A 13,296-nucleotide genomic window follows, 5' to 3' on the forward strand; every position below is an offset into this window, starting at 1 on the left:
ATGAGTAACAACCAAAAAACAATAAAAAACGAAGTTAGCCTTTCTGGTGTAGGATTACATACGGGAAATACTGTAAATATGACTTTTAAACCTGCACCAATAAATCATGGTTATGCATTTGCGCGAGTAGATTTAGAAGGCGAGCCCATAATTGCAGCTAAAGCAGAGTTTGTAGTAAATACACAAAGAGGAACTAACCTTGAAAAAAACGGCGTTCAAATTCAGACTTCAGAACATGTGTTAGCAGCTGCTGTTGGTTTAGGAATTGATAACTTATTAATAGAAATTGATGCATCAGAACCTCCAATTATGGATGGATCATCAAAGTTCTTTGTAGAAGCGCTAGAAAAAGCAGGAATAGAAGAACAAGATGCTGCAATAAAAGAATATATCGTTAAAGATATTATTTCTTATAGAGATGAAGTATCTGGAAGCGAAATTATTTTAATGCCTTCAGATAAATATGAAATCACTACAATGGTTGATTTTGGGACTAAAATTTTAGGAACTCAGAATGCTACATTACAACATATTTCAGATTTTAAAGAAGAAATTGCTGCTGCAAGAACCTTCAGTTTTTTACATGAAATTGAAATGCTGTTAGAAAATGATTTAATAAAAGGAGGCGATTTAAACAATGCAATTGTATATGTAGATAAAGAATTATCTGCAGAAACAATGGGTAGGTTAAAAAAAGCTTTTAAGAAAGAAGACATCGCTGTGCAATCTAACGGTATTTTAGACAATTTAAATTTGCATTGGGCAAATGAAGCTGCTCGACATAAACTATTAGATGTAATTGGAGATCTAGCTTTAACAGGAATTAGAATTAGAGGAAAAGTTATTGCAAACAAACCAGGACATTTAGTGAATACACAATTTGCTAAAAAATTGTCTAAAATTATTAAAGCAGAAAAAAGAAATAACGTACCACAGATTGATTTAAATCAACCTCCATTAATGGATATCCATCAAATAATGGACATCCTTCCTCATAGACCACCTTTTTTATTGATTGATAGAATTTTAGAACTTTCTGATAAGCATGTAGTTGGAATGAAGAATGTAACAATGAATGAAAATTTCTTTGTTGGACATTTCCCTGGAGCACCAGTAATGCCAGGAGTTTTACAGGTTGAGGCGATGGCGCAATGTGGTGGAGTTTTAGTGTTAAGTACGGTTCCAGATCCAGAGAATTATTTGACTTATTTCATGAAAATGGATAATGTTAAATTTAAACAAAAAGTATTGCCAGGAGATACATTAATATTTAAATGTGAATTAATTTCGCCTATAAGAAGAGGTATTTGTCATATGCAAGCATATGGTTACGCAAACGGAAAGTTAGTAGTAGAAGCAGAGTTAATGGCGCAAATAGCAAAAAAATAACAACATGAATCAACCTTTAGCATACATACATCCACAGGCAAAAATTGCAAGAAATGTAGTTGTAGAACCATTTACAACAATTAATAATGATGTAGAAATTGGCTCAGGAACATGGATAGGCTCTAATGTAACCATCATGGAAGGAGCAAGAATTGGAAAAAATTGTAGAATTTTTCCTGGATCTGTTATTTCAGCAATACCACAAGATCTTAAATTTGAAGGCGAAGATTCTTTAACAGTAATTGGAGACAATTCTACAATTAGAGAATGTGTAACTATAAATAGAGGAACAAACGACAGAGGTAAAACAGTTGTTGGAGATAATTGTTTAATTATGGCAGCTGCACATATTGCTCATGATTGTATTGTTGGTAACAATGCAATTATTGTAAATGGTGTTTTATTAGGCGGACATGTAGTTGTTGGAGAATATGCCGTTTTAGGTGGTTTATCTGCAATACATCAATTTATTCAAATTGGAGATCATGCAATGATTTCTGGTGGTTCTTTAGTTAGAAAAGACGTTCCACCTTATACAAAAGCAGCAAAAGAACCACTGTCTTATGTCGGAATTAATTCTGTCGGATTAAGAAGAAGAGGTTTTCCTTCATCAAAAATTAAAGAGATTCAAGATATTTACAGAATCTTATATCAAAAAAATTACAATACTACGCAAGCTATCGAAATTATCGAGGCTGAAATGGAAGCAACACCAGAAAGAGACGAAATAATGCTGTTCATAAAAAACTCTCAAAGAGGAATTATGAAAGGGTATACTGCAGGATAAATAATACTAAAAAAAAATATAAATGGCAACAACATCAGATATTAGAAACGGATTATGCATTAGATACAATAATGATATTTATAAAATAATTGAATTTTTACATGTAAAACCAGGTAAAGGTCCAGCATTTGTAAGAACCAAATTAAAAAGTGTAACCAACGGAAAAACCATCGACAATACATTTCCTGCAGGAAGAAAAATAGACGATGTTCGTGTAGAAACACATAAGTTTCAATTTTTATATCATGATGGAGAGTTTTATCACTTTATGAATGAACAAGATTATTCTCAGATTCGTTTATTAGAAGCTGCCCTTGATAACCCAGGGTTAATGAAAGAAGGAGAAATCGTTACCATTATTATCAATTCAGAAGATAATATGCCACTTTCTGTAGAAATGCCAGCTAGTGTAATTCTAGAAGTTACACATACAGAGCCAGGAGTTAAAGGAAACACAGCAACGAATGCAACAAAACCTGCAACAGTTGAAACAGGTGCAATTGTAAATGTACCTTTATTTATAAATGAAGGAGATAAAATCAAGATAGAAACAACAAAAGGATCATATCAAGAGCGTATCAAAGAATAATAACTACAAGCATTAAGCTTTGAACCTAGGCATATTGTTAAAATCAAACAGCCAAATACAAAAAATGAAATTCAACAAACCGCAAACTTTACAACAAATTGCTTCGCTTTTGGAAGTTGATTTTGTAGGAGATAAAAATTTTGAAATCCTTGGAATTAATGAAATTCACGTTGTAGAAAAAGGTGACATTGTTTTTGTTGACCATCCAAAGTATTATGATAAAGCATTAAAATCTGCTGCTACCATTGTTTTAATTAACAAAAGAGTAGATTGCCCTGATGGGAAGGCACTATTAATTTCTGAGGACCCTTTTCGTGATTTTAACAAAATAACAAATCATTTTAATCCTTTTATTGCATCAAAAGTTAGTATTTCTGGTTCAGCAATAATTGGAAAGAATACCATAATTCAACCAAATGCATTTATTGGGAACAACGTGCAAATTGGGGATAATTGTATCATTCACCCAAATGTAACAATTTATGATAATTGTGTTATTGGAAACAATGTAACGATACATGCAAATACGGTTTTGGGCTCTGATGCTTTTTATTATAAAAATAGAGAAACTGGTTTTGACAAATTACTTTCGGGTGGTCGTGTTGTTTTAGAAGATAATGTAGATTTAGGGGCTTCTTGTACTATTGACAAAGGAGTAACCGGAGATACAACTATTAAGAAAGGAACTAAGATAGATAATCACGTCCATATTGGCCACGATACAGTGATCGGCGAAAAATGTTTAATTGCTGCGCAAACAGGAATTGCAGGTTGTACAATTGTAGAAGATGAGGTAACTATTTGGGGGCAAGTTGGTGTAACTAGTGGAATTACAATTGAAAAAGGAACTGTTGTTATGGCCCAAACTGGGGTCACTAGGTCGTTAAAAAAGAATACATATTTCGGAACACCTCCTGTTGAATATCGCCAAAAATTGCGAGAAACGATTTACCTTAAGAATATCACAAACAATCAAAAAAAGTGATTCAAAATTCGTTGTATAACGATATAAAAAGAGTTATTTTTGTGTCGTCTAAAAACAATTGAATTTCAATTGAATATTTAACAAGAGAAAAAACATACAAATGAGCGTTTTAGTAAATAAAGATTCAAAAATTATAGTGCAAGGTTTTACTGGTAGCGAAGGAACTTTTCATGCCGGTCAAATGATTGATTACGGAACTAATGTAGTTGGAGGAGTTACTCCAGGTAAAGGTGGTCAAGAACATTTAGGAAGACCTGTTTTTAATACTGTTGCTGACTCTGTTGATAAAGCAGGAGCAGATACTTCAATTATTTTTGTGCCACCAGCTTTTGCTGCTGATGCAATCATGGAAGCTGCAGATGCAGGAATTAAAGTAATTATCTGTATTACAGAAGGAATTCCTACTGCTGATATGGTAAAAGTAAAAGCATATTTAGAAAATAAAGCATGTACATTAATTGGGCCAAACTGTCCAGGAGTTATTACTCCAGACGAAGCTAAAGTTGGTATTATGCCAGGTTTTATCTTTAAAAAAGGAAGGGTTGGAATTGTTTCTAAATCTGGGACATTAACGTATGAAGCAGCTGATCAAGTTGTAAAGCAAGGATATGGAATTACAACTGCTATTGGTATTGGTGGTGACCCAATTATTGGAACTACAACTAAAGAAGCTGTTGAGTTATTAATGAATGACCCTGAAACAGAAGCAATTGTAATGATTGGAGAAATTGGAGGAAATTTAGAAGCTGATGCTGCAAAGTGGATAAAAGCTGATGGAAATAGAAAACCTGTAGTAGGGTTTATTGCTGGACAAACAGCGCCTGCTGGAAGAACAATGGGGCACGCTGGTGCAATTGTTGGTGGAGCTGATGACACGGCGCAAGCAAAAATGAAAATTTTAGCTGAAAACGGAATTCATGTTGTTGAGTCTCCTGCAAAAATTGGAGAAATGGTTGCAAAGGTTTTAAAAAAATAAATTTAATTACATTACGTATTACATATCATATAAATTCCCGTTGATGCTGAGTAACTTTCAGTTTTACGGGAATTTTCCTTTTTAAAAGAATATAGTAATCTAAAATTTAAAAAAGATAAAGATTAGTATATTTGAATTTAGAATAGAAATCAAACAATATTAAAAAATGAAATTACTAGAAAATAAAACAGCCATAATTACTGGTGCAACAAGAGGAATTGGAAGAGGAATTGCAGTGATGTTTGCACAACAAGGAGCAAATGTTGCATTTACATACAGTTCTTCAGTGGACGCTGCGAATGCATTAGAAAACGAACTAAAAGCATTAGGTGTAAACGCAAAAGGATACCAATCAAATGCTGCTATTTTTGATGCTGCTCAAGAATTGGCTGCTGATGTTTTAAAAGAATTTGGAACCATCGATATTTTAGTAAACAATGCAGGAATTACAAAAGACAACTTGTTAATGCGCATTTCTGAAGCCGATTTTGATAAAGTAATTGAAGTAAACTTAAAATCTGTTTTCAATTTAACCAAAGCGGTAATTCGCCCGATGATGAAACAACGTAACGGTTCTATTATAAATATGAGTTCTGTAGTTGGTTTAAAAGGAAATGCCGGACAAGCAAATTATGCAGCTTCTAAAGCAGGAATAGTTGGGTTTTCTAAATCTGTCGCTTTAGAATTGGGCTCTAGAAATATTAGATCTAACGTAATTGCGCCAGGTTTTATAGAAACAGAAATGACAGGAAAATTAGACGAAGCAACAGTGCAAGGTTGGAGAGATGCCATTCCGTTAAAACGTGGCGGAACGCCAGACGATATTGCAAATGCGTGTGTGTTTTTAGCTTCTGATATGAGTGCTTACATTACCGGACAAACATTATCTGTTGATGGTGGAATGAACTAATAAGAGAGTATCGTAAATTATATAAAACCTGTAATTCTTGTGCTGAATTTATTTCAGCATCAGTTGCAGGTTTTCTTTTTTTAACAAGTTTTTTAAAAGGATAATTGTTAGATTTACGATTCATAATTATATTCTTGCAAACAACAACCATCATATATATTTTAGGAGCTATCCTTTTTAGTGTAGCCTTTTCTGGGTTGCTGTATTTTTACAAATCAAAAGCGTTTCAGAAAATAGATTATGTGCTGTTTTCGTTAAGAACAACAAGTATTTTCTTATTGTTGTTATTGTTGATAAATCCGTCAATAGCGCGACAAGAATTAATGAATGAAAAACCAATGCTGTCTGTTTTGGTTGATAATTCTTTATCCATACAGCATTTTAAAAGTGAAAAAATAGTTACCAATTTTGTGAATCAGATTAAGAACAATTCACAAATCAACAAAAAGTTTGAGGTACAGTTTTTTAAATTTGGAGAAGCAATTAGCATCTTAGATTCTTTATCATTTTTAGAAAGTCAAACCAATATTTACAAAGCAATCAGTAGGGTAGAAGCACTCAATAAAAACACGATTGCTCCAGTAATTTTAATTTCTGACGGAAATCAAACTACAGGAAATTCTTATCCGTTTATCAATACGAAAAAGAATATTTTTCCGTTGATTATTGGTGATACAATTGCTAAAAGTGATGTTAAAATTGCTCAAATCAACGTAAACAAATACAGTTATTTAAAAAATCGTTTTCCGGTAGAAGCACGAATTTTATATAATGGAAATAAAAATGTAAAAACACAGTTTACAATTCAACACAAAGGGAAAATTATTTATAGAAAAAACGTAGCGCTTTCTCCATCAAAAACGGTTGAAACCATTTCTACAACCATTGCATCAACAGAAGAAGGCGTTCAGTATTACAAAGCCTCTGTTGCAAAGATTGAAAATGAAGAAAATGTAGAGAATAATTCCAGTACCTTTTCTGTAGAAGTTTTAAATGAGCAAACAAAAATCTTGTTATTGACATCGGTTTTGCATCCAGATTTGGGAGCAATCAAAAAAGCAATTGAAACCAATAAACAACGTTCTGTAACAATTAGTTCTGTTAAAGATTTTAAAGGGAAATTGGCAGATTATCAATTGGTTATCTTGTATCAGCCAACGGTACAATTTGAAACTGTTTTCAATTCCATTCAAAAAGAAAAAGCAAATTATTTTGTAATAACGGGTTTAAATACCAATTGGAATTTCTTAAACGAAATGCAATCGAATTACTATAAAAATGCGACCAATCAATCAGAAGAATTTGGCGCAATTTTTAATAACGGATTTTTAACGTTTGGACAAAAAGAGATTGGTTTTGAATCTTTTTCGCCTTTAGAGAATGCTTTTGGAAGCATTAATATGACATCAAAATTTGATGCGTTGTTATTTCAAAATATTGCAGGATTTAAAACACAAACGCCTTTATTGGCAACTTTTGAAAGCGATTCGAATAAAAGTGCGGTGTTGTTTGGCGAAGGAATTTGGAAATGGAGAGCAGCAAGTTTTATCAATTCCGGTTCTTTTCAAGATTTTGATGAATTTTTGGCAAATATGGTTCAGTATTTGGCATCAACCAAAAAGCGAGAACGTTTGTCTTTAAAATACGATGCATTGCATCCAGCAAATACACCAATTGTAATAAATGCTTTTTATGTGGATAAAAATTATCAGTTTGATGCAAGAGCAAAACTGAATCTAAAACTCACAAATACTGCAACAAACGTTTCCCAAAATGTTCCTTTTTCTTTGTTAAACAATTCCTTTGAAGCAGTTTTAAACGAGTTGCCTTCTGGAGATTATCGTTTTGAAGTTACGGCGGAAAATCAGCCGATTCGTAAAACCGGACAATTTAAAATCACGACCTATCAAATAGAGGAGCAGTTTACGAATGCCAATCAAAAGGAATTAAAACTGTTGGCAAATAACACAGAAGGGAATGTGTATTATCCTTCAGAAAATCAACAAATAATCAATGATTTACTTGCTGATAAACGTTATGTAACCACTCAAAAAAGCACTATTATACATCAGCAATTGGTAGACTGGAAATTGATTTTAGCATTGAGTATTTTGTTTTTTACAATTGAATGGTTTATCAGAAAATACATTGGTGAAATTTAGTAATTATGATTGAGCATTTTTTTCAATGTCCGTATTGTTGGGAAAACATTTCTATGCTTTTAGATAGTAGTGTATCGCAACAAACCTACGTAGAAGACTGTGAAGTGTGTTGCAATCCAATTCAAATTACTCCAAATTTTGAAGCTGAAATATTAATCAGTTTTGAAGCAATAAATAGTGAACAATAGCATTGCAAATACTTATTATAAAATCTATAAATGCAATTGCAAACACTAGTTTTACCGAAGTAATAGCTCGAGATTTGTACAGCATTTAAAAAAGAATAATTTATGAGATTTCATACTAGAAAATGGATAAAACCAGAAGATTTAAACCCGAACGGAACGTTGTTTGGCGGACGTTTATTGCAGTGGATTGATGAAGAATTAGGGATTTATGCGATCATTCAACTAGAAATTCCCAGAACAGTTACCAAATTTATGTCAGAAATAGATTTTGTAAGTTCAGCAAAGCAAGGTGATATCATAGAAATTGGAATGCAAGTGTTGGCATTTGGAAACTCGTCGATTACTTTAAAATGTGCTGTCAGAAATAAATTAACACATAAAGTGATTATTGAAATTGATAAAATTGTAATGGTTTCTTTAGGTGAAAATGGAAAGCCTTTAAAGCATGGAAAAACTAAAGTAGAATATGTAAAAAATAGATTAAATATGTGATATTTTCTTTAAAATAGTACTATTTTTGTATTGTTAAAATAGAATGGAGCATTGAAAGAATTAAGTATTTTCTTATTAATTTTATTAATGTTTGTACCACCGGTACAAGCACATTTAGATGCAGTTATATTTACAGATACTGTAGAAAATCATCATGTAGATGTTTTAGGAGATTCTCATGAAAATGACCATCATAAAAATGATACAGAAGATAATGAAAATTCAAAACACCATCATCATTGTACTTCTTTAGGTTTTTCTAGTGCAATAATTACTCCTTTTAATACGTGTTGTAATTTAAAAGGAATTACACAAGTAAAAAAACCAAATCATTATTACCAAAAATCTTTTGCTTCTAATTATTTAGAGACACTTCTAGAGCCTCCACAAGTTTAATTTGTTACACCATAAATAAGTTAACCTGATTTTTTTAAAAAATTGGGAGAATTATGATGGCTTCATTTGAGCCATATAATTATTGTATCACGTAAAAACAAATTAAAATGTTAGATAGCATTATAAAATTTTCAATTAAAAATAAATTGATTATTGGTGTGTTTATCCTTGGATTAATTGGTTGGGGAATATACTCCGTTCAGCAATTACCAATAGACGCAGTACCAGATATCACCAATAATCAGGTGCAAATTATTACATCAGCACCATCACAATCTGCGCAAGATATAGAACGTTTAGTTACATTTCCAATAGAATTGACAATGGCAAGTATTCCTAATATAGAAGAAGTTCGTTCTTTTTCTAGGTTTGGATTAAGTGTTGTTACCGTTGTTTTTAAAGACAACGTAGATATTTATTGGGCAAGACAACAAATAAACGAACGCCTTGCGGAAGCTAAAAATCAAATTCCAGCTGGTGTAGGAACACCAACAATGGCTCCTTTAACTTCAGGATTAGGAGAGATTTATCAATATACAATATATGCAGACAAAGGTTTTGAAAGTCAGTTTTCTACCATGGAACTTCGTTCAATTCAAGACTGGATAGTACGCCGTCAATTATTAGGAATTGAAGGTGTTGCAGATGTAAGTAGCTTTGGGGGATTTTTAAAACAATATGAAGTAGCAATTGAACCCGATAAATTACAATCATTAAATGTTAGTATTAATGAGGTATTTGAAGCCTTGACAAAAAACAACCAAAATACAGGTGGGGCTTATATTGATAAAAACCCAAAAGCCTATTTTATTCGTAGTCAAGGATTGATACAAAAGTTAGATGATATAAAAAACATTGTTGTAAAAAGCACATTAAATGGAACTCCAATTTTAATAAAAGATATTGGTGTTGTTCAATTTGGAAGTGCTGTGCGTTATGGTGCGATGACTCGAAATGGAGAAGGAGAAACAGTAGGAGCTATTGTAATGATGCTAAAAGGGGCAAATTCTTCTAAAGTAATTCAAAAAGTAAAAGAACGTATTGCACAAATAGAAAAAAATTTACCAAAAGGCGTAATAATAAAGCCTTTTTTAGACAGAACAAAGTTGGTAGATAAAGCAATACATACAGTTTCAAAAAACTTAATAGAAGGTGCTTTAATAGTAATTTTTATATTGGTATTGTTCTTAGGTAACTTTAGGGCAGGATTAATTGTTGCTTCAGTGATTCCTTTGGCAATGTTATTTGCAATAAGTTTAATGAATCTATTTGGTGTTTCTGGAAATTTAATGAGCTTAGGAGCAATAGATTTTGGGATTATCGTAGATGGTTCTGTAATTATTGTAGAAGCAACATTGCATTATCTCGGATTAAAAAAATCTGGAATAAAGCTTAGTCAAAAACAAATGGATAAAGAAGTATATACTTCTGCATCAAAAATTAGAACTAGTGCAGCTTTCGGAGAAATTATCATTTTAATAGTGTACTTACCAATACTTGCTTTAGTAGGTGTTGAAGGGAAGATGTTTAGACCAATGGCAATTGCAGTAAGTTTTGCAATTTTAGGAGCTTTTATTTTGTCTTTAACCTATGTCCCAATGATGAGCGCATTGTTTTTAAATAAAAAAATGAAACATAAAAAGACGATTTCTGATAAGATAATTGACGCCATTCAGAATATATATTCTCCTGCTTTAAACTATGTGTTGGTAAACAAGAAAAAAGTAATTATAGGTTCTTTAATTATTTTTGGATTTAGTTTGTTTACATTTTCAACAATGGGTTCTGAATTTATTCCGTCTTTAGATGAAGGAGATTTTGCCGTTGAAACACGTGTTTCAACAGGTAGTTCTCTTTCTCATACAATAGAGTCTGTAAACAAAGCATCAAAAATTCTTTTAAAAGAGTTCCCAAACGAAATAAAAGAAATTGTAGGAAAAATAGGTTCTTCAGAAATACCAACAGACCCAATGCCTATAGAAGCGGCCGATTTAATGATTATATTAAAAGAGAGTGATCAATGGGTAAAAGCAGACACTAAAGATCAATTAGCAGAAAAAATGCAACAGCTATTAGATGAAACGATGGTTGGTGTAACTTTTGGGTTTCAACAACCCATTCAAATGCGTTTTAATGAGTTAATGACAGGCGCAAGGCAAGATGTTGTCTTGAAAGTTTATGGAGAGGATCTAGATAAACTAGTACAATATGGAAATCTAATAGCTACTTTGATACCTAATATTGATGGCGCAGAAGATTTGTATGTTGAGAAAATGACGGGATTAAAACAAATTGTAATTGATTATAAGCGTAGTCAATTGGCATTTTATGGTTTAAATGTTTCAGCAGTTAACACAACCATAAACGCTGCATTTGCAGGTCAAATTGCTGGTTCTGTTTATGAAGGAGAAAAACGGTTTGATTTAGTAGTAAGATTGGCAAACAAGAACAGAGAAAGTATAGAAGACATACGTAATCTGTACATTACAACTCCAAACGGAATTCAAATTCCGCTTACAAATGTCGCAGATGTAAGTTTTAAAACAGGACCGAATCAAATTCAAAGAGATGATGCAAAACGCAGAATAACAGTTGGGTTTAATGTTAGAGGTAGAGATGTTGCTAGTATTGTAAATGAATTGAAACAAAAAGTTGATGCAAATGTTCAATTTGATGCTGGTTATTATATTACGTATGGAGGAACTTTTAAGAACTTAGAAGAAGCAAGAACTAGATTATCTATTGCTGTCCCTGTAGCATTATTGCTAATTTTTTTATTATTGTACATTACCTTTAAATCAATAAAACAAAGTATCTTAATTTTTACAGCGATTCCGATGTCAGCAATTGGTGGAATTTTTGCGTTATGGTTAAGAGATATGCCATTTTCAATTTCAGCGGGAATTGGTTTTATAGCTTTGTTTGGTGTGGCTGTTTTAAACGGAATTGTATTAATTGCAGAATTTAATCGATTAAAAAAAGAGGGAGTTGCAAATAGTGTAGAAATTATTAAAAGAGGAACTTCTGTAAGATTACGTCCAGTAATATTAACTGCGCTAGTGGCTTCTTTAGGGTTTTTACCAATGGCTCTTTCTGGATCTGCTGGAGCAGAAGTTCAAAAGCCTTTAGCAACAGTTGTTATTGGAGGGTTGGTTTCTGCCACGCTTTTAACTTTGTTAATTTTACCTGTTTTGTATTCTTTATTTGAAACGATTAAAACTAAAAAAATAATGATTTCTAAAACAGCTACTATTATTGTGCTTCTATTTTGTTCTACTCTGATGTATTCTCAGGAATCAAATAAAAAATTGTCAGAAAAAGAAGTGGTTAACTTGGCAATTAAAAGCTCTGTAGCTTTCAAAAAGTCGAATTTAACTATTCTTAAAAGTGAATTTGGTATTGCTGAATCAATTGATTTAGCTCCTTTGGTAATTAAATTTCAAGATGTTGGAGTTGCAAATGGAGTCTCAGAAAAAGAATGGTCTGTACATCAAAACTTTGGATCTGTTTTATCTCATCTTCAAAATAGAAAATTAGCAAAAGTAAAAAGAGACTTTGCAAAAGCATCTAATAAGATTTCATTAAAAGAAACGATAAGAAATGCCAAAATTTTATATCAAAAATGGCATTATTTATATGCACTCATTTCTTTATTAGAAGAAGAACAATTAAATAGAAAGCAGGTAAATGATATAGCAAATAAGTTATATAAATCTGGTGAAATAGGGGGCTTAGAAAATGATTTAACGGCTTTAGAATCTTTAGGTGTTCAATCTCAAAAAAGTAAAATATATAAACAATTTTTGAACATTGAGAATGAGTTAAAAGAACTGTTACAAATTAATTATGGTATTGTGCCTATATCAAAATTGCCTAAAAGAAAAGAAGTATCACTAGAAAACAATGTAATTTCTACATCTTTTAAATCAGTAATTAATAAAAGCAATCAAATTGCTCAGAAAAAAATAGAGGTGGCAAAATCTTTTTATTTTCCTGAATTAACAGCTGGGTTAGTAAACAGAAAAACAGGAAATACTTCTGGTTTTACTGGCTTTAATATAGGATTAAATATACCGATTTCAATTTGGTCAAAAAGAGCTGTAATTAAAAAGCAACAAATCATTAAAGAAGAAGTTGCTTTTGAAAACACTTCAAAAATAGTAGCGTTGCATAATAATTTTGAAAGTTTAAGAACGCAGGTTACATATTTAAAAGAGGAACTAGAAAATGTAGAAAAAACTAAAAATATAGCTACAACATTTCTAAACAAACTAAAGGTAGCATATCAATCTGGAGAAATTGATGCGTATCAATATAGCCAAAGTTTTAGTGCTTATTTTCAAGTAATGCAAAATTATTTATCACTGATTAACAATTACAATCAAACAGTAATTGCTTACGAATTTTATACAAAAGAATAAC

11 protein-coding genes are annotated in these 13,296 nt (G+C 31.7%); all 11 read left to right on the forward strand.

Annotated elements, in window-relative coordinates; genetic code table 11:
- The 11 genes from ACEWL1_RS07210 to ACEWL1_RS07260 all read left to right on the forward strand — a co-directional run bounded on the left by ACEWL1_RS07210 (window position 1) and on the right by ACEWL1_RS07260 (window position 13,295).
- Window positions 1-1,389, forward strand: a complete 1,389-nt coding sequence (locus ACEWL1_RS07210) for a bifunctional UDP-3-O-[3-hydroxymyristoyl] N-acetylglucosamine deacetylase/3-hydroxyacyl-ACP dehydratase (RefSeq protein ID WP_409232621.1) — start codon at window positions 1-3, stop codon at window positions 1,387-1,389.
- Between the two features lie 4 nt (window positions 1,390-1,393).
- Window positions 1,394-2,176: an acyl-ACP--UDP-N-acetylglucosamine O-acyltransferase gene (gene lpxA, locus ACEWL1_RS07215; protein ID WP_409232622.1), complete on the forward strand. Its 783-nt coding sequence runs from the start codon at window positions 1,394-1,396 to the stop codon at window positions 2,174-2,176.
- 22 nt (window positions 2,177-2,198) lie between these two features.
- Entirely contained in the window at window positions 2,199-2,765 is a 567-nt protein-coding gene (gene efp / locus ACEWL1_RS07220) for an elongation factor P (RefSeq protein WP_409232623.1), read from the forward strand.
- 64 nt (window positions 2,766-2,829) lie between these two features.
- On the forward strand, window positions 2,830-3,750 hold the full coding sequence (locus ACEWL1_RS07225) for a UDP-3-O-(3-hydroxymyristoyl)glucosamine N-acyltransferase (RefSeq protein WP_409232624.1): 921 nt from the start codon (window positions 2,830-2,832) through the stop codon (window positions 3,748-3,750).
- A gap of 100 nt (window positions 3,751-3,850) precedes the next feature.
- Window positions 3,851-4,726 (forward strand): succinate--CoA ligase subunit alpha, encoded by an 876-nt coding sequence (gene sucD, locus ACEWL1_RS07230; RefSeq protein ID WP_409232625.1) that lies wholly within the window; start codon window positions 3,851-3,853, stop codon window positions 4,724-4,726.
- A 166-nt stretch (window positions 4,727-4,892) separates the two neighbouring features.
- Window positions 4,893-5,636, forward strand: coding sequence for a 3-oxoacyl-[acyl-carrier-protein] reductase (gene fabG / locus ACEWL1_RS07235; protein ID WP_409232626.1), 744 nt, complete (start codon window positions 4,893-4,895; stop codon window positions 5,634-5,636).
- Between the two features lie 134 nt (window positions 5,637-5,770).
- Window positions 5,771-7,798, forward strand: coding sequence for a VWA domain-containing protein (locus ACEWL1_RS07240; RefSeq protein WP_409232627.1), 2,028 nt, complete (start codon window positions 5,771-5,773; stop codon window positions 7,796-7,798).
- Window positions 7,799-7,803: 5 nt separating this feature from the next.
- Window positions 7,804-7,986: a CPXCG motif-containing cysteine-rich protein gene (locus ACEWL1_RS07245; protein WP_409232628.1), complete on the forward strand. Its 183-nt coding sequence runs from the start codon at window positions 7,804-7,806 to the stop codon at window positions 7,984-7,986.
- Window positions 7,987-8,088: 102 nt separating this feature from the next.
- Window positions 8,089-8,478: an acyl-CoA thioesterase gene (locus ACEWL1_RS07250; RefSeq protein WP_409232629.1), complete on the forward strand. Its 390-nt coding sequence runs from the start codon at window positions 8,089-8,091 to the stop codon at window positions 8,476-8,478.
- A gap of 51 nt (window positions 8,479-8,529) precedes the next feature.
- Complete coding sequence (locus tag ACEWL1_RS07255) at window positions 8,530-8,874, forward strand: hypothetical protein (protein WP_409232630.1); 345 nt, start codon at window positions 8,530-8,532, stop codon at window positions 8,872-8,874.
- Window positions 8,875-8,981: 107 nt separating this feature from the next.
- Window positions 8,982-13,295, forward strand: coding sequence for a CusA/CzcA family heavy metal efflux RND transporter (locus tag ACEWL1_RS07260; protein ID WP_409232631.1), 4,314 nt, complete (start codon window positions 8,982-8,984; stop codon window positions 13,293-13,295).
- Window position 13,296 lies beyond the last annotated feature (1 nt).

It is taken from the genome of Polaribacter gochangensis (assembly GCF_046224025.1).
Lineage (GTDB): Bacteria > Bacteroidota > Bacteroidia > Flavobacteriales > Flavobacteriaceae > Polaribacter > Polaribacter gochangensis.